Below are 24,484 nucleotides of genomic sequence, written 5' to 3' on the forward strand. Positions count from 1 at the left end.
CATGAGTCTTATCCCTGCCTTAGTCAAAAAGTCAGTACGGCTGGCGGAGATGCCTAGCCAGCATTTGCCTGTGGAGATGCGCCTAAAAATCCAGAGATTTTCACTGCTGCGTCCCGAACTTCCATGCGTAACCGTTCGCGATCCGCTTTTGGGATTTCATCGAATGGCACCATAATGCTGACTACGGCCTCCACCTGTTGTTCACGGTTGAAAATCGGGTAAACAATCGAAGAAATGCCGTGGCGGAAGAAAGATTCACCAATCACATAGCCGCGTGCTTTATCCTGCTGCACCATCTGCCACAGTGCTTCTCGGTTGGCTGGTGTACCCGGTGCTGCATCGGGCAAAGCATCATTTGGGAATAACCGCTCAAACTCTTCGCGGCTGGTACTGGTCAATAACATGCGCCCAAGAGAGGTGCGATGCACCGGCAGACGAGTGCCAACACTGACCTGATTAATCTGCGAACCGGCGGCACTGACACGGGCGATATAGATAACATCGTGCCCATCGCGGATTGCCAGATGGCTACTGCATTGGCTGCGATCGCGCAGTTGCTCGATGACAGGCTGGCCAGCTTGTGTGATATCCAGCGAAGCAATATATTCAAAGCCCAATCGCAGTACTTTAATCCCTAGCACGAAGGTATTGGTGCGCGTGTTACGCTCCAAAAAACCTAGATGTTCCAGCGTCTGGACTACCCGGTAGGCAGTCGCCTTTGGCATATCGACCAGGCGATGTAATTCTGCAAAAGTCATTTCCTTATTCTGCTCACTGAAGGCCAGCAGCAGTTGTAACCCACGATCCAGTCCTGGGATCAGATATTTACACGCGTGATCATCTGCCATGTCCAACTCCTAAATGATTTGCCTGCCCGTCAGACAGTCAGTTAAACACGAAACCACCGTTAACGGGCAACAGCTGGCCAGTGACAAAATCAGCCAGCGGTGACAGTAAATAAAGCACGCTACCGGTGACATCATCCGGGTGCTGTGCGCCAGCCAGTGCCCGACCTTGCTCATACAGCTGATGGCGTTCGGCAGGAACATATTCCGTGGCTTCTACTCGCGTCAAACCCGGTGCAATGGCATTAACACAGATGCCTTGCGGCCCCAGTTCACGTGCCATGGAACGGGTCATCGAAATGATAGCCCCTTTACTCGCCACGTAAGCCATTAATCTAGGTGCTCCCCACAAGGCGGTATCTGAGGCGACATTAACAATTTTGGCATGCGCTGTTTGTGCCAACAGGGGAACTGCGGCCTGGCTCACCAACCAGGTACCACGCACGTTGACCTGCATCACCTTATCCCACAGATCAATGTCATATTCCATCATGCTTTTGCCACCGACACCGGTCGCCAGCGCCGCGTTGTTTACCAACCCATCGATCGCTCCACCAGCAGCAATGGCGCTAAATGCCACAGAGATGGATTGCGGTGATGCCAGATCGATGACCTGAGTTTCTACCTGTGATCCTTGCTCACGCAGGTTGGCAGCACTGTCTTGTAATTCCTCAACTAAGATATCGCACATCACCACGCTGGCACCGGCCTGAGTCACCGCAACAGCAAAGCTGCGCCCCAAACCGCGTGCCGCACCGGTCACCACAATACGTTTTCCCGCCAGCAGGCCGCTCATTGTGCCGTTTCCTGTTCACTGAGTATCGCCAGTTGTTTTTGTGCTTCTTTCTGCATAATACGGCGCAAGCGGGAAAGCCCCACGTCATGCTGGTAAAGATACTCATTACCGCGCGCATTGGGTGCCATGTTTTCCAATACGATGCGATCCTGTTCCAGAACGTCCCAATGTAGCTGTTCCAGACGATTGCGATACATAAAACGCCATGCGTCACGTTGCCAATCTTTCACTTTACGAATACGCCAGAAGAATACGCGGCAGTGATCCTTGTCTTCCGGTACCACCATACCAATTATCCAGAAGTGACCGCCCGGCCCGAAACGTTTCTTATAAGGGATCGACAAGCGCATCCAATAAGCTCCGCTGCTGCCAAACTCGACCCAGTCAAAGTTCACGCCGATCTGGCCATTTTTCTTAAAGATAAAACCGCTGTCGGTGGATTCCAGCGCCATATCGGCCTTGCGATCCCCTTCCGCCATCGAGTGCGATGAAGAGTGCAAGTAGGTGCCATGCATCGGATCCATCACGTTTTCCAATGCATACTGATAGTTACAGTCCCAACTGGCGGTACACAGGAAGTTACTGTAATTCACCTCATCCGCCAATTCCTGCGGAAAGGTCAGTTCCGTGGGTTCTTCATCGGCGGTAATGCCGAAATAGAGGAACACCACACCGTACTTTTCTTTTGCCGAGTAAGATCGCAGGCATTTCTGCCCAACCAGCGGGCAGCGATCCACTGCTGGCACATCTTTGACCGTGCCATCACCGCCAACTTCGACGCCGTGATACCAGCAGGCAATACGATCGCCAAGATTCCAGCCCATCGAAAGACGCGCACCGCGATGAGGGCAGCGATCTTCCAACGCGTGGATCGTGCCAGTGCTATCGCGCCATACCACTATTTGCTGTTCAAGACGGGTTATCCCCACCGGATTATTGCCCACTTCCCAACTCGCTAATACCGGGTACCACATCCCGCGTAGCCCCTGATCCAGGTAGTTTTGTACTGTCTGCGCGGAGGATGTTGTGTTGGCTGTCATTGTCTCTCCCTATACGGCTTAGAAACCGTTAACGTGAAGGTATTCGCGGAATGTGGCTTCATTCCATGGCTGACCAGCACGATCAAACAGACGACGTTGATTGAGCGCGCTAACTATCTGATCCAACTCTTCCGCTCCTTGATCAAAAATCTCTTCCAACGCCATTACCAGAGCGGTTTCAAACCCGTCCGGTACTCGCGCACGAGTTTGCCAGATAACATTCTGGAACTCGCCGGGTTGGTGGATTTGACCGTTGCCGCCAACACGTGCCGGGGTTACCTGCTGGGTATCCGGTAGCCAAGGGTTAAAATCGGTAATGTGCTGCATACTTATTCCTCCGCGGTAAAGGTGATTTGGATTTGGTTATCGATTACCCGGGTAAGATAGGTTTGCAGATCTCGACCGCCTGGTTCGCGCAGGCATTGGCCGGTACGCACATCGAATACAGCTTCATGCAGCGGGCACTCTACTTTTCCGTCATCAACAAACCCTTGGCTGAGCAAAGCATAAGCATGCGGACAAATGTCTTCCAGCGCATAATATTTGCCGCCAATCAAATAAACGCCGACCTCTTTTCCCTCTACGTTAGCGGAGAAAGGAAAATCCTCTTTGACCTGAGACACTTCGCACACTTTCTTCCAGCTCATTTTTCCACCCGAATCGTTTCATATATGAAACTAAGTTTCTTATTTAATACGATAACTATAAGTATGGCGATTATTTCGTCAAGTGAACAAGTCCATTATTGTTAATGCTTAGTTAATTAAAAGTTACAAATGCGGAATTGATCACAAAAAATGCATCGATGCATAAAAGGGGGCTTTAGCTGGGCTAAATATGGCTGGTTCAAGAATAGTGTTGATGGTGAGGATTTAGCGCGCGAAGAGTACAAGTCGGAAGGGAGAACAGCGTCAATTGAGAGTGGCTATACTTTTAAGATGGTGATTGGTTTTGTATTGTCGTTATTACAAAAAGGTGTACCGCTGAAGAAGTGATAAGTAATGGCGCAGAGGTAAAATGGATCTGCGCCATAGTGGCCATTTGTTGGACTGTATAAAATGCATATATAAATTTGATGCCAGTCATAGCCTGGTCAAAGAGCCACTTAGCCAAATAGTGCGTTATAGAAGTTCCATTTCTTCAAATGACCAACATCATACAAACGTAGCTCATAATGAGCCAAATTAATGATAACGATATCCGTCATGCACTGCTTGTTACCACCAGACCCGCGTCATAAATTTATGCCCACAATCCAGACAACAGCTGCGGGGATTATCCAGTGGTATAACGGTTATCCCTGCCGTTATCAGGTATGTCGACTAGTAATCGGCACAACGCACACCTTGTTGGCTCAGTATATTAACCCTTTTATCTTCCATGATAATCTCACCGTTAAGGGGCAACTGACTGCGAACCTGCGGGTTGAACCAGCAACGCATACCGATTCAGCAGTTGGGTAAACCGGCTGTCAATCTGTTGGCGCAATGCCGAGGGTGGGGTTTGCCCTGCCGTGATTTGGGCCTGATATTGGCGTAGCAGTTCTTCCAGCGGTAAGGTTTTTTCTAGTGGCTGTTGAATCGCAAACACCACTGATTTCAGCTCTGAGACGGTCATATAACGTCCCTTTTTCTCATCCAATCCATTCAGACGTTCAGCCAGCTGTTTTAATCGCGTTTGTGCCAGTGCAAATTGCTCCAGCTCCGCCAAGGGCGCGGCCCCGGCTTCTTGCTGCTGTTGCCACCAGGTACTCAACCGTTTGACGTCTGGATGAGCTGGCCACAGTTGTTGTAACTGTGATAACAGAGCATCACCGCGCAATTGAGCCCATAACGGCGCTAACTGTGCCAGCTGTTCCAACTGGCTGGCACTGGCTTGCAATGCCGGTTCAGCCAGCTGAGCTAACGCGGTATCTGACGTTTCCTTTCTCAGCTCATCAATGGATTTACTGGTTAAGGAAGCAGATAAAGGTGCGGTACTGACCAGCAATTCTTCACGTAATGGATGGGATGACGGCGACTGCCAGAGCAAGAAACTGCCGGTCATCAGTAGCGCCATCAGGACTAAACCGGCGATAAAACCGTGGTGGGCCTTCCAGCGTGGTGCCGGCGGCAGAGCTGGCGGGGGGAATTCCACCTGAACGCGCGGCGCGGCAGGTTCACTGACAATATACACCAGCGGCTGGCTGGCTGGAGGCGATGAGAATACCGACGGCGCAGGTGATTCATTAATAACAGCATGTTGTAGCGGCGCTGACAATGACGCGGGCGTATCAGCCGCCGCCTCGGCACTTTCCAGACGTAATGCCGCGTTATGCAACATTAAACGGACACCATCCAGCTTACTCAAGTGCTTGAGTTCCAGCATTTGCAACTGGGCGCACAGTTGTTCCAGCGCGCGTTCTGCCCGGTAAATCAGTGCCAAATCGCCATAACAGGGGGTCAGGGTGCGCCAGACTTGTTGCAAGCGGTCACTCAGCCATGCCAACAATTCAACCCGGGCATGGGTTTGCGGCGGCCACAAGGCGCTCCATTGGTGAGAAAGCAATCCCGCCAACAGTTCCACACCCTCACACAATCCGGCCAGCCCCGCCAGGTGAGTCCGTGCCAGAGTAAAATCGACCGTGGTCTGTAACTCAACCCCATTTTGGCGAAATAGCGCCAAACACAGCTGTTCAACCCGCACCCAATTAACATCCGGGCGGGCAGGATGGTGTAACTTGCCGATTTCATTACGCAGTGCAGTAAATTCAGCCAAATGGCGCGGATCGCCGCCGGTTTTCAGTGTGCGTTCGGTATTAGGCATTATGATTTTTCTTCCCTGAACTGGCGTTAAAATGACTCGCCCGGATTGATATAATGTTGTTGTTTCAAATGGCGAATTAATACCCGGCCTTCCGGCATAAACGCGGTGCCAAAATGCACCAATCCGAACTCTTTTAGCTCGGCATCAATGCCATACTCCAGGTGCCCGGGGGTGGACTGTGGCAACAGCACCACATTGAGGCTTTTTAGCCGCGGTTCATATTTCAACAGCGTGTCAGAGAGGATGGTCAGCAGTGCATGTGCCGTACCGGGCATTCCTTGCAGGATTTTGCTCATGTCTGGCAAACCGTAATCTGGCAGATGGCTGAGTGTACCCGCGCGGCAGTTAAGGATGCGCTGCATATTGTCGAGTACCGAGAGGACTCCTTGATTGGCTTCGCTCACTTGATGGAGATCGAGGCCACCGGCGACATTGCCGAACAGCATTTCATAGAGCGAAGGCGGGGGCATATTACTTATCCTTCAAGGGTAAAAGTGTCATTCCGTGATTATTCAGTTCAATCTGACGGGCCTTATCGGGGTCGAGGTCGTCACGGCTCAGCACCACCCGCCAGGTGTTGTTAACGATATCCGGGGTCAGAAACATACCCGCCACCGCCACATACTCCGTTTTTTCATCCAGCGGCACATCAATGGTGACCGCAGCGCCTGGGCGAATACGAATGTCTTTCTCAGCAACCAGATCCGCTTTTATCGCCTGACTGTCCTCGGCAAATAAAGAGGGATAATCGCTGCCATCAAACGTTTTACGATCCCGCAGCTGATAGATGCGCACCACCGTGGCCAGTGGAGCCCCTGCCGCATTGTTGTTTACCGCGTCCCGCGCTTGTATATCCAGATGCAGTATTTTCACCTGCTTATAAAATATAGCTTTTGTCACGGCGACGGTGCCGTCACTCACTTTCTGGGTCAGTCCACATCCGCTCAGAGTGAATATCATGACCAGCATCAAAAATATAAAACGTGTTTTACCAGCGATAATCGCCATGTTCATCGGTTTCCCTTCGGTGAAAATTTTCCTGAACACGCTGATAGCGGCCCAGATTAATGGTGATGATTTCAGTGTCAGTCTGGGCTGTTGCCGTGGTACGTAATGCCCGCATCACGGCTGTTCGACCTAACAAGATCCCGCTGCTTTGCGGTTGGCAGGAAAGTTGTGCATCGGGCAGCAGCGTGCGCAAGACCGACAGTTGTAAACGCACATGCAGCCGTGACCCCAGGTACACCTGCAATAACGCCAGCAAATCGGTGTGTAACTGCCCACCAGGCAACCATTCTCTGGCTTCATCAGGGTTGTCCGTCGTCAGTTGCAGTAATACCTGACTGTTAACATCTACCGCATGGCTACCCATCACCGGGCTGTTGCTCATGCTCACGGGGTGGCGCGCACTCATTGCCAGTGGATGGCGTAAAGGGATGCGGTAGCGGTCATGGGCTATCACGCGAGCATCGGTTTCAGGTGCCAGCAAATGAACCAGCGCAATAATACCTTCGCTGGTGCGCGTGGGCAGGCGCATCATGCTGGTCAGTGCCAGAAAACGGGATACCGGCGTGGCGATATGCGTTGTGCATCCCTCAATGCCCAGACCACAGAGGCTCAATAGGTACTGTGAAGTTTTATCCGTCCCGCCAGGAGAAAAACTGGCCGGATAAGAGTACTTACGCCAGATGCGGTAGTACTGCGTAATAAGCCGGTGATTGAAGATATCCAGAAAATCACTGACGGCCTCATGCCCTTCCCTGCGTTGGGTAATATCATCGATATACGCGGTAGGCAGCGGCGATTCCACGCCATACAGCCCCATAAAGGTGGTGCGGATGGTCGGCGGAAGGTGTGCCTGCTCGGGTATTTCCACCCGTTTAAATTCACTGGCCGGAAAACCCATGCCCGGATGGGGCCGAAAACGAACCGGGTCGTGTTTTACCTGCCAGTGACTGCCCAACGGAGGTGCCTCCGGCTGGCTTTGCTCCAGTAACTGACAGAAGCGATAAAACTGGGTATACGGCAGTTTATCCCGCAGTTGTTCGATTAGCCGGGCAGACGCTGATTGTGATTCTCTTTCCATCGGATACATTTCCCGGCAGGCTGAACGATAAGGGTGAGCTGATTGAATAAATGGATGTCAGCGTAAAGGGCAAAGAAGCGATTGAGCATTTCGCCGAACAGATGAATATCGCCTTCACCGGTAAAACCATTGCCATCCAGCCGCACTTCAATATCGATACCCCGCAGCAGAAATCCCTGTTCAAAACGCTGAATCTGGTGGTGTTGCACCTGTTGAATGGCATCAAGACGCCGGTTATTCAGTTCATCTCCCTGCCAGTTGTAAAGCTCCAGCGTTCCGCGCAGTACTTCGGCGTTACTCATCAGATTAAGGTAGCTTGAACCCAGGTGGCTCAATACCCGCCACTGAAAGTGATCTTCCGCCGGGGGATAAGACGGCAGCGTTGGCTTGCAGAGATTGCGCACTTTCAACGGCGTCTGTAACACCGCTTCGCAGCGATCCAGTAGTGTGCTCTGTAACGCTTTGCGCGGTAGCTGACCATTGGTGCCGGTAATTTTCAGCGAGACCGCCTCGCGGGTAAAAGCTCTGTCTGCTTCCCACTGCTGGCCACCGAGAATCAACCAGGTATCATGCAGCCCGGTCACGCCCCGTTTTACTCGGGTGTGGAAATAGCGTTCCGGCGCATGCCGCCGCTGCATCCCGCCGCGATGGCGAAAACTGGTAAAAGGGACATAAGTGGCATCAGATGTTCGCTGCGAACCGGTCACCGCGTCCACGGAGTAAATTTCGGTGTGCCCATCCTGCAGACGCCGCGGGCGCAGCATATACTCACTTTCCAGCCCATTGATAGTCAGCGGGTCAGCCTCCAGAGAGAACAGGTTAACTACCGGCACACAATGCAGGTGAAGTGCGTCGTCCCTGACCGGCAAATCACTTTGCCACTGGCAGTCAAACACCACTTCGATATCAAACCAGGTAATGCCTGCTGGCAGTGTCACCGTTTCCAGCCCATTCAGGTGCACAAACATAAACTTCTCGCGGAAGGTGAAATACTCCAGCAACAACTGATAGCCACTGAATGCGCTGTCACCTTTGGGCCACAGCAGGTCTTCGTCTGCAAAACCGCCGGGAGAAAACCAACCATCCAGTTTTATGCGGTCAGCCTGATTGGGCAGCCGTAAATAAAGAGCGGCCTGACGCCGGGTCAGTGCCAGATGTAACTCACTGCTGACAGGGGCGTCTCCCGCCAGATAAAAACACAAGCGCCGTAAATCCACTTGCGACCAGTCAGCCTGAGGGCTGCATGCCAGTCGTAGACGCAGCACCGAACGGCCATCCGGCTCCGTCGCCATCACTACGGTTGAGACGGCAAGTGGGTTAAGCACCATATCGCGAGTGGTTCGGTACTGGCAGACGGTATTTTTCGGGCCGATTGGGCGAGAATAGACTTCCATTCCCGCGGGCACGGTTTCGGCCATTTTCATCGCCGGGACATCTGGGGTCAGCGCAACAATAGAAAGCGAGGGAATGGTGCGCAGATAGTGCGGCCACAGCATGCTTACCAGCCCTTCGGTAAACTCCGGCAGGTCGTCATCGATTTTTTCGCGTAATCGCCCCATCGAAAAGGCAAAGCCTTCAAACAGACGTTCCACGTAAGGGTCTGGCGTACCGGGTTTATCCAAATCTAACAGGGCCGCCCGGTCAGGGTGAGTTTGGGCAAACTCTTGTGCCGCATCACGCAGATAGCGCATTTCGGCGTCGTAATAACGCAGAGTAAGGTCTTTCATGGTTTTCTTTTTATCCGGATATACCCGTCATATTTCAAAATGTGGGTGTGTTGACGGCAGTCAGTCACTCGAATTGTTTTGGGGATAAGATGAGTTATTACCCACACAGCACCGCAGCTCGTGCCGGGTCGAGGGCAATTAATCCGGCGAGCAGATGTTCCATCTCGCCATGCAAACGTGATTTGTCCGACTCTGTCCGGCTGGCTTTCATGCGCAGCAGTTTCAGGCGACGGGCTTTCACTTCAAACAGCAATTCCGGCTCCCATTGCGTGAGTGTCATTCGGGTTGCATTCCCCTCCAGCTCACCTAACAAATGCAGCGCCATGTCGTTTTTGCCATACTGCTCGGCGACTCGCGCCATCAGCAGGCGGATCAGCCACTGATGGCGCGGTGTGTGGGCCCCTGGGCGGTTCTGCAACCAACTCAGCGCGGCGTCCACGCCTTCAGTGTCGGCCTGAGCCAGTGCTTCCGGCTCCAGTTGCAGAATATCGTCATCACCTACTGTGCTGGCGGATGCGGCAGGTTCATTGCCCCAACTTGCTGCGGCCATAACTTGCTGGGTTAGCCAGTTCTGTGTCACCTCATCAGCGAAAGGCGTGCCATCACTGAAGGCCAATCCTTCAAGCCCCGGCAGGCGAGTCAGCAGGCCATTTAAATCCTGTTTAATGATGTCAGCCCAGCGCTCGTACGGCGCGCCCGTCTTCATCAGCGCCTGATGGGTATACCACTGGAGATCAAGCCACAGGTGATTGACCCCCTGAGCAAACAGAATGTCGGTTTGCTCCAGCAATTCCAGCCAGCTTTGTTGCAAATAAAGACGTTTCAGCAGTGCACGGTTCTCCGGCTTTGGCGGAGCCAGACGGGTACAGCCGCTGGCGGCCAACGGCGGCAATTCATGCAGTGTATCCAGACGAATACTTTTCATCAGATGATGACCTGATAGCCAGCCATTCGGCTGGTCGCGTAAAAAACCCGCCAGCAGTTTTGCCTGATCGAGTAAATCACGCCCGGAGGAGACCGCTTTCAACGCAGGGGCATCAGATGCCGCGTGACGAGAGGGACTGCTATTTTGTGGAATAACCGCATCAGGGCCGCCGGACTGCATTAGCCGGTTCTCCAGTGCCGCATAAAGGTTGCCAAACTGAGGGCGGGTGGACTCATCCCAGCCGCTAATATTTTCTTCGGCTAACGCCAATGCCCCCACGATGCGCTCAAAGTCAGCTTTTGCGACTTCAGGGTAAAGTGACAGGCTGTCCAGCACCCGGCTACTCGCTAGCCATTCCAGTGCCAGTTTGCGGCTGTTGCCTCGTTGCGGGTGCAGTGTATCGCCAAAACGTTGCAGTAATCCGGCCAGCAGGGCCAGGCCATCCGCCAACCCGCTTTCACCATCGATATGCAGCCGCGCCCAGATATAGTAGGTCGCGACGCGCACATCCTTGCACGACCCCGTTAGCAGTTTCTCCGCCAATGCACAGACCAGCCCCGTGTCCGCGCCAGACAGTTTGTTGACTTCTTCGCGCATCTGCTGGAAATCATCATCATAGCCGGGGTCATCACCTACCGGTGACTCCACGACTATGGGCACCAGCCATTTTTCCCAGAGCAAAATCTGCTGTTGTGCTTGTTGCGAAAGCGCCTGTTGTTCAGCATGACAAGCATTGAGTAAAGTATGCAATGTGGCCATCAGTCGCCCTCTCCTGTTGCGCTATCCGGTTTCTGAACAGCGCCAGTCGCACCCACGCTGAATATTTGCGTCGGTAAGACAAAATTACGCAGTTTCAATAAGGCCAGTGGGCCGTCTCCGGCTTCAGTCCGTAGGGTGTAATTCAGCGGCCGGCCATCAGGGGCTTTCCAGGTGAGATTAAAGCTGCTGTTCACACCCTGATAAGGGGTCACCACAGCTTTATCCAGTAAACGTATCCACCCCCAGGCACCGGGGAAATCAGCAAATTGCCGGGTACCGGCTTGGGTGCTTATCCAGCTCAAACTGGCACCTGGGGCCTCGGTATCATGGGGCCAGGTGAAACGTTTCCAAACTGGTAACTGATTGTAATAAGTGAGTTTTTGGCTATCCACCACCAGATCGGTCTGCATCACATCTTTGGCTGTTCCTGGGCGCAATTCAAAGCGTATTCCCGCTTCACCGTCCACAAATACCACGTCCGACAAATAGCTCAACTGATCCACGGCTTTCAGGAACGCCGGATTGAAGGTCAGGCCCTGAGCATTGATGCTGTCCGGCACCCAACGGCTGCCTTCTTTGTGCAGCACGCCGTTCAGCCGGGTTTGCAAGAAGCGGGCGATGCGTCCGCTATCACTGTTGAGATAACGCGCCAACAGCGGAAGTGAGACTTCACTGCTGGTATCTTTCAGGGGATAACGCCCGCCAAAAGTGCTGTTCCAGTCATCAACAATAGATGCCTGCCACTGGGCATTCAGGCTCTGGGCGGCGGGAGTTAAGACCTGCTGCCACGCCTGTTCCATCGGCTGGACAAACACCGTTTGACCAAATCCACTCCACTCCTGCCCAAGACTGGCAGCCACCAGACTGCCATAATCCCGGGTGTCGGTCAGATCAACCGCCTTGCCCTGAAATACGGTCTGAGCAAGGGTCTGGGTCATGGCCTGTGGATCCGCAGCATTCACTACCTGCTGGAGTTTAAGACGCACCTGGGTGACTCGGGTCAGGAAGGTTTGCAAACTAAGGCTGGTATTGCCCTGCCCGCCAGCCTTGCCATCCATCAGCGCCAATACTGGCCCGAAAGTGGCATCCAGTGGCCCTTGTGCACCCGCTTGCTGATCAATGGCGGGCTGTTCATCCCGGTTTAACAGATTTTTGGCCGATTTCACTAATGAGTCCGACAACGCCTCACCGGTTTGCCCGGTTTTGCCCTGCACGCTCAGGGTGTTCATTAATGCCACCAGAGGGGACTGGCGTACGTCGGCCATCAGAGTGAGCTGGTCGATAGAGTCCGATAAAGTTTGTGCTGGCTGCCAGTGCAGGCTGTTGAGAAAATCCAGCCAACTGGTGGAAAAATCGGCAAAATAGCGATCTTTCAGTCGGGCCTGCAGGGCTTCCGGTGAATCCTGCTGCAAAACAGCATTTTTGCTGTCACTCAGTACCCAGTCCATCTCTTCCCGACGTTCGCTAACCACTTTTTCAATCGCCGGTTTTACCGCGTCATCCCAGGCTTTACGGGTAAACATCCCCGGCACGACGGCATCGGTGGTAAATATTCTCTCAGCATCAGTATCACCGGTCATGTCTGACAAGCGCAGGTCAGCATACTGGTGCGCAACCTGAACCAGCATCTTCTGATAGAGCGAAGATTCGCTGTTGCGGGCCCCCATCTGGCTGATAAGCCTGGCCCGCACTTGATTAACCAGACTTTCATCCAGATTCAGACGCCAGTCCGGATGTTGGGAAAGATTACGAGCATAAAAATCCAGCAATGCCGGGCCGCTGCCCTGCCAGAAACTGTCTGGCACTCCCTTGCGTTGTGGCCAATCACTCAGCAGCGTTTTACTAAACCATGCCGCATCCATTTTCTCTGGACGCGCTAACATCAAATAGAGTTTTAACTGGTCATAGGCGGGTTTCACCAACGTGTCGCGCAGCGGAGAATCCGGTGGAAGTTGCGCCATGGTGCTGAGTTGCTCTTCAAGGTGACGAGCAGCCGCATCACGCAGCAAAGGGGTGGCACTGGCCCGATAATGTGGCCAGAGCGCAGCCAGTAACGGATCATTCTGATTTAAACCAAACCGGCTGTACCAAGGTGCGCCCTGTTGCTGGCGATACTGTAATCTGTCTAGCGTATGTTGCAGACTCAGTTGTGCCTGAAGGCGCGCAGTAAGGGGCTGTTGCACGTTAGCCGCCAGTTTCACCTGAGACTCACTGGTATTAAAGGTATCGCGGTTGACCAGGAATGACATCAGCATGCCCGCGCCCCACAGCACCATCATGCCTGCCACCGCCATTGCTAACATTTTACGCCAGGCGAACCCCAGCTTTGTTGCGGCTAAACCTGTGGGCAAGGATGGCAATGAATCAATCAACACATCCCAGCGGTTATCCTTGCCCCAGTGGTGTTGCACACTGCGCTTTGCATTGACCGAAACCGGGCTGAAGATAACCCCCGCCAGCGGGGAAGGACGATAGGGATTCAGTAGCGCAGCCAGGGGGCCGGCAACAGAGTCCGGCTGACGCGCCAGTTGATCGGCCAGTTGCAATAAAAATGGGTGCTGGGTATTGCTGCTAACCTGTTGCGTGCCTTGCTCAATTAGCGCGGGCAGCAGCCCGGCAAGTTGCGCACGCAGTTCGTCTGGTTGGCAACCTGCTGGCAGCAAACAGCCCACGGATTGCGTGATACGGTCGGCCCCGTCATCGGTATGCAGTGACCAGACATACAGCGGCAACCGCCAGCCGAGGAGTTCATAACGTGAAGCAAACGCCTGTGCCACGCTGTCCATCATGTCGGCGGAGAGTGTAGTTTTAGATTCTTTCTGGCCAAGCGTAGTGGATTGAGCTAAGGCTGAGGTCACCCAGACCACGCCATCCAGCGGACGACGGCGCAATTTGCGCAAAGCACCCAGCCACGCGCTATCGGCCTGCGCCCCCAAATCGCCGCCCCACAACAGCACGGTGCCACTGTCTTCTTGCCAGAACTGTGACGTAAGGCCGGGGGGGAGTTGCTCGACATCCGCCGCACTGCCAGTGAGCAGAAGAATGCGAACTTTGCGGGGCCAGAAACGGCCGTAGGTGTGGTGCAGGGCTTGTTGTAGACTTTTAACTCGCAAAAAATAGTGGCTGCCACTCTCCGTATTTGAATGTTTTTTATGACTTTGCCCACCGAAACTTACTTTCAGTAACCGGGAAAACTCTGAAGAGATAATCGCCTTCCATACCCTTGCCAATAAATCATCAAACAGCAGTCCCCCAAGGCAAAAACCGAGCAATGCAACCGAGGCAATCAGCTTTTTTTCCTGAGTAGATAAATGAATAAAAGGATTATCAAACCAAATGAGACAGTTACCAATAATTAGCAGCACAATCACGATTATCCATGTACTGAGACGTTTCTTCTTAATCACTTCAGATTTCCTTAACGCGGAACTACGCTGGGCGCACAATCACCCATTGAGGGGTTTCATCTTGCAACATGATCCACTGGGGTTGTTGCGAAGAGACAGCATGGTCGCAGGCGCAAATCAGGGTAATATGCCCGACTGCTACCGCAGGTTTACCGAGAGAACTGTCCAGCTGATGTTCGCTATCTTTATCAACGTGGTAGTTCATTGCATCCATCGCCTGAAGCATTTCAGTCTGTGGTAACGTTGGCAGTTGACTACGCCAGATAAAATAGCGTTCCTCAACAGAAAGCATTCCCCAGCGAATGACATCCTCCAATGCCTCTTTAGTCGCTGTTATGGCAACCGGGCGATGTATCCAGGCAATAGGGATTGTGTTTTGGTGTATTAACCATGCAGGCGAAGCCAGTAACAGCGCAGAAACAGACTCTGTCTGATAATCACGCCCCTCAACGAATAAATTCATCTCAAGGGAAAGTACCAAGGCTGAGTTTTGCTCGTCCAGCCAATTATCCAGCCACATCAAGCCATTATCTTGCTGTCCGAAAATAACTTTTGATATTGCGTAATCTTCAGGAAATATACGTTGCCATATACTCAAAATCTGAGCATCTTCCAATGTTGCATCGTGACGAATTCGCACAATAATTGATTCGCCTACTGCATATTCTTTCAGCTCAGTATCGAGCCCCTGGAGTACCGACTTAAGATGAGTTTCCAGCCTTGTGCAGTATTCAGCTTCACTACCGACTCTAGCCGGTGGTTGAAGTGATGACATCATTAGAACGGATGTACTGCCAGGTGGATATAATGTTTGCAGGGGAGCGGCCCCCTTCAATAACGCAGAAGCCAGTTTATTATTTGCAGCGGGGGTTACATAGGCCATTCCCAGCAAGCCCAGCGCCTTTTGCCCTTGTAGCACCATCTCTTGTTGTTTTTCTCGATGCAACTGGTTCCAGTACGAGACGCGCTCCCATTGCTGCTCATAATGTCGTAACCTGAGCGCATAACTGATAACACCGATGGAGGATGGAATAAATAATGAACACATCCAGAACCAGAAGGTGTGTGTGGATAGATCCTTAGGCCAGAAATAAAGCGTAAGAAAAAATCCCATAAATATGCACAAAATAATAAAAATGGCCCAGCGTATTTTTACTAAAGGTTCAGGTAACGCCTCTGGTTCGGGTATCTTCCTTAATTCAACAGACATAAATCAGCTTTTCCCGGTATTCGGTAGTGACGTAATCAGCGTACAACCGCAAGCACAGCGATGACCATGTAACGCAATAGGCCGTCCGTTATATTTAGAACCTTCATCCCCTTCTGATATAAATGTTGTTCCATGTAGAGGACAGGAGACCTTGTCCATAATACAGGCAACTTCTAGACCCATAAATTTAATCCCACTACTGCCTTGAATAACAGTGCCACCATGAGTTGTCTTATCTCCTAATCGTATTACACCTCGCATTTCAATCATCCTTATGATGTGGGTTCTATAATTAAAAATATTACTCACGCTTATTACTTAGTGATTGCTATAATATTTAAATATCTAATGAATTAATCCAGACAAGTAATAACCAATTATTTAATAGCTATATTTTGTGCATTTGATTATTACAATACAAGCAAGAAGTGAAGAGGTATTATTAAAAAACACAAGTACACTTAATATTAACTATTGCCACGTTTACCAGCGATCAGATGCTCCCCCACCGCCACTGCTTCCACCGTCACCGCTGAAACTGCTGCCAGAATCACGACTACTGCTGCTGCCAGAGGATGAAGATGTGGCATATGTTTTCTTGCCCGATGTTTTTCTTGTTCTCTGAGACGTATTGTCACTCGTACGATCCAAGAGACTTGCAGATGCAAACAGTAATAAAATGGCAGCAGTGATAAACATAAAAATATAATCAATATAATATGCACCGAAGAGGCTTCCCAAGCCAAATAATGCAGAACAGAGGGTACTGCTTTTTATTATCCTTGCCCAAAATGAGCTTTTCCTAAATACCCATAATGGAAGTACAAGTAATCCTATCCCCCATAAAAGGAAAGCAGAAAGGATATGGGGAAATCTCGGTGCTGGTTGCGATGACACAGCCGCTTTAGGATTTTGAGTTAACAAATCTGAAATTTCTTTTATACCAGCAGAAATACCGTCATAAATCTTCCCCTGTTTAAAAAAGGGCAGCATTGTGGAATGAATGATGTTTTTTGCCTGTATATCTGTGATTGTTCCCTCCAACCCATAACCAACCTCCAGGCGAACAGTGTGATCCTCCCAGGCAACCAACAGCAGTACTCCATTATCATGGCTGGCATTTCCTAGCTTCCACTGGTCAAAAGTTCGGGTGGCAAATTGTTCAATGCTGTCATCACCAGTGGTGGGAATAACAAGAAGTGCCAGTTGCACTGAGGTTTTCTGGTGTAGAATTTCCAGTTGTTGCGTTAACAAACGTTGTTCATTATCAGCTAATATCCCTGCAGGATCAGTAACCTGATGCTGTAATGATGGCACCGATATCTCTTGTCCATAACAAAACGATGTTACCAGCAACAACATTAATAGGCGTATTATCATAAAGTAACCCTGATATTAGTGTGCTGGTGCCATGCTAAAATCAACAATTGGCGTTTTCATTATTTTTGCGTCATCACTAGGAAGCTGGCTCACTTTAGGCTGATAACTCATTATCCGGGCAGTGACAACCGCTGGGAACTGGCGAATCGTCACGTTATATTGCTGCAGAGCTTTAATATAACGTCCACGGGCAACAGCTATACGATTTTCCGTTCCTTCCAGTTGCGTCATCATATTCTGGTATAACATATTTGCTTTTAAATCTGGATAACGTTCACTCACCACCATAAACTGCGTAATAACATGGCTTAGGTTCTGTTGAGATTGCTGCCATTGGCGCAATAATTGCGGATCCGAGGGCAAATTTGCCAGCGCAGTTGTCGACTTGATTACATCCGCCCGCGCCTTAGTCACTGACTCCAGAACATCCTTTTCATAAAGACTATATCCCTTAACGCTTGCCACAAGATTAGGAATCAGGTCTGCACGCCGCATATACTGGTTTTGCACTTCAGCCCAAGCAGAGTTAACTGTTTCGTCATAAAGCTGGATGTCGTTATATCCACATGCCGTCAAGTTGAATACAAGCGCCAACACTGAAATATAACGTAATAGAGTGTTTTTCACTTTTCCCTCAGGATGTATTGATGGTAATAAAAATGTTTTTATTTAAAAGAAGGTAACTGTGGAAGATAATAGTTTATTAATCCTCAGACATTTTTCATTAAGCATAGATTCTATGTTAGTTTTTATTTAATCGGTTCTGAACTATTTACCACACAACGGACAGTTTTATCCGTAGGTAGGTAATCTCTACTCTCTGGATCAGAATTAAATCTAACTACGGTTAAACCACGGCCTGGGCCAGAGTATGCTTGTGCTCTTAATACCTTAGTGAAATTCCCATCAGAGTCTTTAAATACGGGTTGTTCCGGGCCTTGCGGATCTTTCAGCGGTGACTTTTGATAATAGTTAGGGTCATACCAGTCTTTCACCCATTCATAACCATTACCAGACATATCGTAGATACCCAGTGGATTTGGTGGTCGTGCATCTCCGGGCATTGGTGACAGTGTCTCAAGGGATGTACCCACTTTTCTGGCATACGTTTCACGATCATCCTCAGTTGTAACATTAAGCCCCTTTCTATCTTCTATTTGAATAGTTCCATCATTTGTTGGGGCAATCACAAACTGCCCTCGGTTACGAGCGGCATATTCCCATTGTGCCTCAGTCGGCAATGAGAAAGCGAGTTTGGTCACTTTCCCTAACCACTGGCAATAGTTATTCGCTTCATTCCAATCCACATGGGCCGGTGTATCCAATATTCTGTTTTTTTCTTCCCAACGTCTTTTTTCTCTTGGCCCCGCATTTATGACTCTTCCAGTCATATCATTGAATACAAGATACTTTTTATATTCACCATTATTTACTTTAAATTTACTTATAGAGTAACTGGTTAGCTCTACATGATGCAGAGGCTTGCTGTCACTGCTTTCGTCATAAGGAAGATGTTCTTTGCCGTACTTTTCGCCAAAATCTCCCATTTGAAAGTCGCCACCCTGTACAAATATTAGGTTAGCTTTTATCTGTTGAACGTACTTTTCCAGTTCTTCGCTGTTATCTTTCTTTATTGGTGGAGGGAGGGAAGTATCACAGGCAGTAAGCAGTAAGACGGCGAGCGTCAGTAACATCAATTTATTATTCATATATTTCCCCTCCAGTTTATACTGTTTGAACTATATCATTTCTCGGCCCGAATTGGCCCATTTGAGGATAGAAAGGGTTGTTCTCACTATGCAGTTGGTATACCAGCGTATTATTCATTGCCAATGCATAACCCCAGGCTGGCGTCTCTTTTAATCGTTTGTATATTTTATCCATTTCTTTATCTTTATTAATCCCTTCTTGCAAAAACTCTCTTAATTCATTCATTTGCTTTTGAGCAACTATATATTTTAATGCCGAATTTCCGTTTGCTAAATCGCTACCATCAGCGGTTCGATGACTAAATACCTGGAACCATTCTCGCTGGGTCTGGATAGTAGTTAAAATGACAATAATGGCTTTTTTTCTATCATGATAAATATCAGGAATAAAACCATCCCCCCGGTTTCCAATATCTATATGGTCTGCGGTGGCATGACGAGTGAGTAAATAAAGTAATATACCTTTCGATTCTGGAGTATAGCTCAGTAACGACTGAGGGGCTGCGAGAATATTATTAGCTAAAGCATTTCTTTTCTGAGATGCTTTAAGCCCAGCATCAATTGAATCGATAAACTGACTAAATTGCGCATCTATTTTTTCTATACTTCCAGTTAAATATCTCAACTCTTTAATAATGTCACTTTTAATATCTGATAGTAGCATGACACAAATTTTACTGAAGGTCTTAAAAGCATCTTTAGTTATGAGTTCAAGGAATGCATAGTCTACGCCATATAATTGGTAGGCCAACCAATTACCAAAGTCCCTTAACTTGTCATATGAAACAGATGCTTTGAAACTGCCTTTAGCACCTAAGCCGACACAAAGACTGGCCGCAATTTTGAAACAAAATTTACCATTAACAAAATCACACTGGAAAGTGCCGCCAATACCAATTCCTGCCATACCAACAATGCTTTCTGAAATGCTACAGAAATCCACATATTCAGTAGCAGCCTCAGCTTGCTCATCGGTTTTACCCTGATGTGACGATAGCGCGGGAGGTTGTAGCCACTGTACGCCACCGCTTAATGTGAAATCTGCCCTGGCCCCACCAAAAATTTCACCACTGGCGCTGATACCCTCATCATTCTCGTCCATTTTTTTGTGGAACTCAGCCCCCTTAACCCGACGCTCACTAAAGCGAGGAAGTCGCTCATTAGGTTTGCCCATGAGGACTTGTTTACTATTGATCGTCGTTATCTGAAACTGTGCCTCAGCTTGTGCAGAAGCGCCTGCAAAACCGATTAGCGATGCTTGCAGATAGACACGCAACATCCCCATATTGACAGGACTGGTGCGGCCCGTTGGCGTGAACTTCAGCGGCCATCCAATACGATCGGGCATGAAAATCTTTGCATCTGCAGTGCCTGAAGCCACTGACAGTGCAGCACCGAACTCAGCCTTTAGTTTTAGTTTACCATTGATAGGATCCCATTCACCGGATGCACCTAAATTTGAAGTAAAACGCATAAATTGCGCACCCGCTGAAATATCTACATTCTCTCCTGCATTCCAGCAATCTGCCCACCCCGTTAACACCGCATCTATTTTAACGATGTCTTTTGCGTTTAAAAACTGAATGGCTGTATCTAGCTTTAGTTCTTTTTTTACTTGTTTGGCTAGCTGCTCCTTCATTTTTTTTGTGTCTATATTGGTGATATTCCCTTTCTTATCACGTTTGAAAATACTTTCCGGACTGGATGTTTTATCTTTGGCTTTCAGTGAGACGGTATGTTTTATACCTTTCCCAAGATTATCTTTATAGGCTTTTTTCACATAAATATATTTACTGCCTTTCCCTTTCTTTCCTGATTGATTATTTTTCGTCGCAATAGGGATTAATTCAACGATTTTTTCGTATCCAGCTCCACTATCATTAAATTTCCCCAATTTTTTTAAAAGTGCTTTCTTTTTTATTTCAAGCGTTTTTTCTGCTATTGACACCTTATTTTCCAAAGAGGCTAAATCCGCATTTTTTGCAGGTTGCGAGTAAGTTATTCCATATTTTTCGATAGCAAAAGAGTAATCTTCCGATGCTTGGTGATGTTCATCGACACAAACCATTAACTCTCGTGCATGGCTGTCCAGTTCACTGGCTGCCGACTCTGTAAGGAATATAAGCTCTTCATCTTCGTGGTGAAAATATATCTCGACTGATTCATGGTGTGCAATAACAGCTCCGCCATTTTTCTTATTCAGCTGTCCTTCGGCAATAGGGTTTTCTTGTCCGCTCATTATGCTATTCCCCTTGTTTATTCAAAGAATATTTTAATTGACTGAGGGGCCACACCATAATGCCCTTGAGTGTAACCATTTTTATCAGTCACACCGCGAATAATTGAGCCATCTTCTGCCTCAATGCGATAGGGAATATAGGCTTTTGACTGACCACTGTGTTTATCGAGCACCTGAAAACGCTCGGCCATTGGATATTTATATTGAGGATCTGTAACAGTGACCGGTTTTAATGCCTCTTCTAAAGAACTGCTACCACCCCAGTCTATATTACTACTCTTCAAGCTTATTTTTCCGGGAGCACCAATTTCAATAGCGCCGTCCTTTAATTTGATATAAGCCCCCCCTTTACTGGTCAGTGTAATTCCCTGGCTGGCATTCAAAATGATCTCACCACTGACGCTGTTAATATTCATCACTTTGTCCGATTGCAACCGAAGTGCATCAGTTTGAGCCTGAATATCAATCATTCCACGCGCGGCAAAGATCTTCATTCCCATCTTTTGAGCAAATAAGCTGATAGCTTCTCCCGCTGCAACGGTGAATCGCTTAAAAATACTAAAATCAACGTTTTCTCCTGCGGTAGCGGTAAGCGAGTGTCCAGCGGATAATTGAATATTTTTAGGCGTAACCGCCGCAATCCCCGTTGGGGCAGAAATGAGTAATCCTGCCTGGCTAAGTTTGTCTAATGCACCTTTAAGCTGCTGTTGAGAAGAGATATCCGCATCCATAGATCCTGATGTTTTTGCGCTCTGAGCAATCGCCGTCACTAATTGCAATGCATTCTCCAGTTGCGCAACTGCAGCCCCCATATCTAGCACATTACCCTTTGCAAGTGGTTGCGAATCAGCACTAATAAACAAGCCCTTGCCGCCACGAATAGTTCCCCACTCATCAGTGCGCAACTCAAAACCCTCACCACGAAGGGCTCGTGTTTCATCCACGTTGTGCCCAAGATTCAACTGGGTTTTGCCACCGTACTCGGTGCTGAGCTTGATGTGTTCTTCGCCGCGCTTGTCTTCCATGCGCAGTTTGTTGAAAGCCGGGGTGCGGATAACATTGCGGGTGTTGTTTTTTTCAGTGACATGGTCGGTATGACGCGAATCGTGCAGGGCATGGGCAATATACGGGCGGTCGGGGTCACCGTCATGGAAGGCTATCGCTACCTCGGTTCCTTGTATCAGCGGGAAGTGGATACCGTACACATCGCCACCGTAAGGTTTGGCGAGCCGCACTGGCATGCTCTCCTGGCCTTGTGTTTTATCGTCCTGATCAGCATCAAATTTTACCCGATACAGGCCGGAGGTATCCTGCCAGGCATAGATGTCGTTCGACTTCGCGCTGGTCACGCGTGCCATCATGGTGCCGCTGACTTTTGGACGCGGCAGCAATGCCGGACGCCAGCATAGAGTTTCGCTGTAGGGCACTGCAGTAAAGTTTACTTGTAGTGAGCTGGCGCGACTCGCAGAAAAACGTAAACCAGTTATAACTACTGGGGCTTGCCATACTGCCGGAAGGGTTGGAGGCAAACAACTTTCCTGAACTGTCAGTACTTGCAATAGGGCCAACGAGGTATCAGTGCTACTGCCCCGCAGTTGAGTCTGCACCGCCAAATAGCGTTCATGTTCAAGACGTGCCCAAAAATTACCACTTTCTGGGGCCGGAGTAAGTGCATCACCACGTGTTAAATGGCGGGGCTGATACTGGTATACATCACCATAAGTGATGCCATTACCATCACTACGGGTCATATCTGCTCGGGCAGAAACTAGCGAATTTTGAGCTTCGCGATAATTATAATCTTTAGCTTGTACAGATGCTTGTACCACCTGATGGCGCAGCGACAGTCCCCAAACAGCTTCTACGCCGTTATCATTCATTCCTGCTGGGTTGCCCAACGGAAGGGTCTTACCAAACTGATAGCAACTCTGTTTATCCCCTAACACCAAGACCTCAGTTTGTGTGTCCTCTTGTAGTGTAAAGGTGAAAAAAATCCCTACCTCAGCCAGTAGGCGTTCGATAAACGCACGATCACTCTCGTCTATTTGGTTGATTTGTTCGCGTTTTGGGTAGTCTAACTTTAAATTAAACTCAAATTCCCAACCTTTGAAGTTGTGTTCACGCAGTATTTGCTCCACAACATCCGGTATAGATTTATTGAGAAAAAATCGGTGGGAACGCTTCTGGTTACCCAAAAGTGCAAAGAACGGTTCAATGGTTATCTGGTAGTGTGCTTCATCTACTGAGCCTGACAAACGAGTAAAATTGGTCACCACACCATGAACTATTTTTTGTACCTGTGACACGGCAAGATTCGGTATCAGGGCCCCTGATGTCTGCATCGTCAACGTCGTGCTACGGTTTAACATCGCCTGCGCATTTATGTCTTTATCGGCACTGGTGAAATCAATCTTGTAGCGGTACCCGGAGCTTACCCCTTCTTGTCCAGAAAAAGACTCGACGTCCAGATACGCGTCACAGCCCTTAACATCAAGGCGGTAACGATTCAAACTACCAGAAAGTGACTTTGCTGCATCGGATAATGTGTTGATAAGATTCATTATGCTTCCTTCTGCATTACCCTGAGCCAGCAAATATGCTCCGGTAATACGTGTCCTTTGGATGAGTGAATTATCAGAAACTATTTATCTAAAAAACGGGCAGCGTAAACTTTTCTTTTTCCACTATAAGTATCAATCACGGAAAAACTGATGTTATATTCACCGTTAGTGACAAATTGATAATCCATCATGGGTAAACATCTGTTTTTCGCATATATCTTGTCAGTGAAATTGGCGATGAATTCTTTTGACTCACCTGTTTTTTGTATTTTCAATCGTTCAAAAACAAAGTTTTCACCTATTTCTGATGAATATATGCATACAGCCCCATTAGACTGTTTCACTTCAGCGATATCCCAGGGAATTCTGTCCCCCAGGCATCCGGATAGCATAAAGATGAACATTAAAATTGTTGCTTTCACAGTGCCTCCGGCGATGGGAATGACCCCATAACTTTTTCATACATACGCAAAATATCGACATCAGCGTAATAACTATCCTTATTAATAAAGTTATTACCCCAAAGTCCTTGCCACGTGCTATATCCCAAATCCCGCAAGACATAATAATCAGAAACAATAGAGGCTTGCTGTTCCATGGAATAATCAGAAAAACGGTTTTTAACTAAATCATAATGATAATCTACAGCCCAACTAAATAACCCTCGAAGTTTAACCATCATGCCATGCTGATATTGCCAGACATGACAAAGCTCATGTAAAAATACATGCTGGCTGTCTATACTTACTCTGTCTGATGAAAAGTCTGCGTAATAATAGCCTTCCCGGAAATAGACTTCGCCATTAGGTGTCATGGCAACATTTTTAGACTGTAAACCGAAAGGGAGATAACTATCGCAATGGATCCAGACTGTTGAGTAATCGATCTGATCGCCATACAGTGTTTGGGCCAACCTAATTTCCCCCGAGGTTATTCTTCTTAGCTGCCCTTCTCCGCCTGACATAAACGTTTCCTTATGAATAAAAGCCGCAAAA

Annotated in this window: 21 protein-coding genes and 1 pseudogene; 1 reads left to right on the forward strand and 21 read right to left on the reverse strand. The window is 48.9% G+C overall.

Annotation, left to right across the window (positions count from 1 at the left end; all coding sequences use genetic code 11):
* Positions 1–53: 53 nt before the first annotated feature.
* The 5 genes from YROHD0001_RS06520 to YROHD0001_RS06500 are packed head-to-tail and all read right to left on the reverse strand — an operon-like array spanning position 54 to position 3,328.
* Positions 54–848, reverse strand: coding sequence for an IclR family transcriptional regulator (locus YROHD0001_RS06520; RefSeq protein ID WP_004715302.1), 795 nt, complete (start codon positions 846–848; stop codon positions 54–56).
* Between the two features lie 37 nt (positions 849–885).
* Positions 886–1,641 carry an SDR family oxidoreductase gene (locus tag YROHD0001_RS06515; RefSeq protein WP_032817169.1) on the reverse strand — a complete coding sequence of 252 codons (756 nt, stop codon included), beginning with the start codon at positions 1,639–1,641 and terminating at the stop codon, positions 886–888.
* Positions 1,638–2,681, reverse strand: coding sequence for an aromatic ring-hydroxylating oxygenase subunit alpha (locus YROHD0001_RS06510; RefSeq protein ID WP_004715304.1), 1,044 nt, complete (start codon positions 2,679–2,681; stop codon positions 1,638–1,640). Before YROHD0001_RS06510 ends, YROHD0001_RS06515 begins: the two co-directional genes overlap by 4 nt.
* Before the next feature lie 18 nt (positions 2,682–2,699).
* Positions 2,700–3,008: a recombinase-like helix-turn-helix domain-containing protein gene (locus YROHD0001_RS06505; protein ID WP_004715305.1), complete on the reverse strand. Its 309-nt coding sequence runs from the start codon at positions 3,006–3,008 to the stop codon at positions 2,700–2,702.
* A gap of 2 nt (positions 3,009–3,010) precedes the next feature.
* Positions 3,011–3,328, reverse strand: a complete 318-nt coding sequence (locus tag YROHD0001_RS06500; RefSeq protein WP_004715306.1) for a non-heme iron oxygenase ferredoxin subunit — start codon at positions 3,326–3,328, stop codon at positions 3,011–3,013.
* A 180-nt stretch (positions 3,329–3,508) separates the two neighbouring features.
* Between YROHD0001_RS06500 and YROHD0001_RS20950 the strand changes: the two are divergent.
* Positions 3,509–3,622: pseudogene (locus YROHD0001_RS20950) on the forward strand (autotransporter outer membrane beta-barrel domain-containing protein); the annotation flags it as partial.
* Positions 3,623–4,076: 454 nt separating this feature from the next.
* Here the strand turns inward: YROHD0001_RS20950 and YROHD0001_RS06490 are convergent.
* From YROHD0001_RS06490 to YROHD0001_RS0118115, 16 genes are all read right to left on the reverse strand, one after another.
* Complete coding sequence (locus YROHD0001_RS06490) at positions 4,077–5,489, reverse strand: VasL domain-containing protein (RefSeq protein ID WP_086023442.1); 1,413 nt, start codon at positions 5,487–5,489, stop codon at positions 4,077–4,079.
* Between the two features lie 23 nt (positions 5,490–5,512).
* Positions 5,513–5,956, reverse strand: coding sequence for a type VI secretion system baseplate subunit TssE (gene tssE / locus YROHD0001_RS06485; RefSeq protein WP_032817170.1), 444 nt, complete (start codon positions 5,954–5,956; stop codon positions 5,513–5,515).
* 1 nt (position 5,957) lies between these two features.
* Positions 5,958–6,494, reverse strand: coding sequence for a type VI secretion system lipoprotein TssJ (tssJ, locus tag YROHD0001_RS06480; protein WP_032817200.1), 537 nt, complete (start codon positions 6,492–6,494; stop codon positions 5,958–5,960).
* Positions 6,475–7,581 (reverse strand): type VI secretion system baseplate subunit TssG, encoded by a 1,107-nt coding sequence (gene tssG / locus YROHD0001_RS06475; protein ID WP_032817171.1) that lies wholly within the window; start codon positions 7,579–7,581, stop codon positions 6,475–6,477. The genes tssJ and tssG overlap by 20 nt, the downstream gene beginning before the upstream one ends.
* Positions 7,536–9,299: a type VI secretion system baseplate subunit TssF gene (tssF, locus tag YROHD0001_RS06470; protein ID WP_004715312.1), complete on the reverse strand. Its 1,764-nt coding sequence runs from the start codon at positions 9,297–9,299 to the stop codon at positions 7,536–7,538. The genes tssG and tssF overlap by 46 nt, the downstream gene beginning before the upstream one ends.
* Before the next feature lie 97 nt (positions 9,300–9,396).
* On the reverse strand, positions 9,397–10,983 hold the full coding sequence (gene tssA, locus YROHD0001_RS0118105; protein WP_032817173.1) for a type VI secretion system protein TssA: 1,587 nt from the start codon (positions 10,981–10,983) through the stop codon (positions 9,397–9,399).
* The gene (locus tag YROHD0001_RS06465; protein ID WP_144404257.1) at positions 10,983–14,390 is read right to left on the reverse strand and encodes an ImcF-related family protein; all 3,408 of its coding nucleotides are present in this window, start codon (positions 14,388–14,390) and stop codon (positions 10,983–10,985) included. The genes tssA and YROHD0001_RS06465 overlap by 1 nt, the downstream gene beginning before the upstream one ends.
* A gap of 22 nt (positions 14,391–14,412) precedes the next feature.
* A complete protein-coding gene (locus YROHD0001_RS06460) occupies positions 14,413–15,600 on the reverse strand; it encodes a hypothetical protein (protein WP_004715315.1) in 1,188 nt (395 codons plus the stop codon).
* Positions 15,601–15,603: 3 nt separating this feature from the next.
* Positions 15,604–15,861: a PAAR domain-containing protein gene (locus tag YROHD0001_RS19730; protein WP_071817890.1), complete on the reverse strand. Its 258-nt coding sequence runs from the start codon at positions 15,859–15,861 to the stop codon at positions 15,604–15,606.
* Positions 15,862–16,083: 222 nt separating this feature from the next.
* Complete coding sequence (locus tag YROHD0001_RS06455) at positions 16,084–16,980, reverse strand: TPM domain-containing protein (protein WP_004715317.1); 897 nt, start codon at positions 16,978–16,980, stop codon at positions 16,084–16,086.
* A gap of 15 nt (positions 16,981–16,995) precedes the next feature.
* Complete coding sequence (locus YROHD0001_RS06450) at positions 16,996–17,607, reverse strand: LemA family protein (RefSeq protein WP_004715318.1); 612 nt, start codon at positions 17,605–17,607, stop codon at positions 16,996–16,998.
* Positions 17,608–17,729: 122 nt separating this feature from the next.
* Positions 17,730–18,689: a formylglycine-generating enzyme family protein gene (locus tag YROHD0001_RS06445; RefSeq protein WP_004715319.1), complete on the reverse strand. Its 960-nt coding sequence runs from the start codon at positions 18,687–18,689 to the stop codon at positions 17,730–17,732.
* Positions 18,690–18,705: 16 nt separating this feature from the next.
* On the reverse strand, positions 18,706–20,928 hold the full coding sequence (locus YROHD0001_RS06440) for a hypothetical protein (RefSeq protein ID WP_004715320.1): 2,223 nt from the start codon (positions 20,926–20,928) through the stop codon (positions 18,706–18,708).
* Between the two features lie 17 nt (positions 20,929–20,945).
* Positions 20,946–23,489, reverse strand: a complete 2,544-nt coding sequence (locus YROHD0001_RS06435) for a type VI secretion system Vgr family protein (protein WP_032817175.1) — start codon at positions 23,487–23,489, stop codon at positions 20,946–20,948.
* A gap of 80 nt (positions 23,490–23,569) precedes the next feature.
* Entirely contained in the window at positions 23,570–23,911 is a 342-nt protein-coding gene (locus YROHD0001_RS0118110) for a putative T6SS immunity periplasmic lipoprotein (protein ID WP_032817177.1), read from the reverse strand.
* The gene (locus tag YROHD0001_RS0118115) at positions 23,908–24,453 is read right to left on the reverse strand and encodes a hypothetical protein (RefSeq protein ID WP_032817179.1); all 546 of its coding nucleotides are present in this window, start codon (positions 24,451–24,453) and stop codon (positions 23,908–23,910) included. The genes YROHD0001_RS0118110 and YROHD0001_RS0118115 overlap by 4 nt, the downstream gene beginning before the upstream one ends.
* Between the last annotated feature and the right edge of the window lie 31 nt (positions 24,454–24,484).

Source organism: Yersinia rohdei ATCC 43380, assembly GCF_000173775.1.
Classification (GTDB): Bacteria; Pseudomonadota; Gammaproteobacteria; order Enterobacterales; family Enterobacteriaceae; genus Yersinia; species Yersinia rohdei.

Coding starts and splice junctions, on each gene's coding strand:
- YROHD0001_RS06435 (WP_032817175.1), bottom strand. CDS start 23,489: ATGAATCTTATCAACACATTATCCGATGCAGCAAAGTCACTTTCTGGT.
- YROHD0001_RS06520 (WP_004715302.1), bottom strand. CDS start 848: ATGGCAGATGATCACGCGTGTAAATATCTGATCCCAGGACTGGATCGT.
- YROHD0001_RS19730 (WP_071817890.1), bottom strand. CDS start 15,861: ATGCGAGGTGTAATACGATTAGGAGATAAGACAACTCATGGTGGCACT.
- YROHD0001_RS06500 (WP_004715306.1), bottom strand. CDS start 3,328: ATGAGCTGGAAGAAAGTGTGCGAAGTGTCTCAGGTCAAAGAGGATTTT.
- YROHD0001_RS06455 (WP_004715317.1), bottom strand. CDS start 16,980: ATGATAATACGCCTATTAATGTTGTTGCTGGTAACATCGTTTTGTTAT.
- tssE (WP_032817170.1), bottom strand. CDS start 5,956: ATGCCCCCGCCTTCGCTCTATGAAATGCTGTTCGGCAATGTCGCCGGT.
- tssA (WP_032817173.1), bottom strand. CDS start 10,983: ATGGCCACATTGCATACTTTACTCAATGCTTGTCATGCTGAACAACAG.
- tssF (WP_004715312.1), bottom strand. CDS start 9,299: ATGAAAGACCTTACTCTGCGTTATTACGACGCCGAAATGCGCTATCTG.
- tssJ (WP_032817200.1), bottom strand. CDS start 6,494: ATGGCGATTATCGCTGGTAAAACACGTTTTATATTTTTGATGCTGGTC.
- YROHD0001_RS06440 (WP_004715320.1), bottom strand. CDS start 20,928: ATGAGCGGACAAGAAAACCCTATTGCCGAAGGACAGCTGAATAAGAAA.
- YROHD0001_RS06505 (WP_004715305.1), bottom strand. CDS start 3,008: ATGCAGCACATTACCGATTTTAACCCTTGGCTACCGGATACCCAGCAG.
- YROHD0001_RS06515 (WP_032817169.1), bottom strand. CDS start 1,641: ATGAGCGGCCTGCTGGCGGGAAAACGTATTGTGGTGACCGGTGCGGCA.
- YROHD0001_RS06445 (WP_004715319.1), bottom strand. CDS start 18,689: ATGAATAATAAATTGATGTTACTGACGCTCGCCGTCTTACTGCTTACT.
- YROHD0001_RS06510 (WP_004715304.1), bottom strand. CDS start 2,681: ATGACAGCCAACACAACATCCTCCGCGCAGACAGTACAAAACTACCTG.
- YROHD0001_RS0118115 (WP_032817179.1), bottom strand. CDS start 24,453: ATGTCAGGCGGAGAAGGGCAGCTAAGAAGAATAACCTCGGGGGAAATT.
- YROHD0001_RS06460 (WP_004715315.1), bottom strand. CDS start 15,600: ATGTCTGTTGAATTAAGGAAGATACCCGAACCAGAGGCGTTACCTGAA.
- tssG (WP_032817171.1), bottom strand. CDS start 7,581: ATGTATCCGATGGAAAGAGAATCACAATCAGCGTCTGCCCGGCTAATC.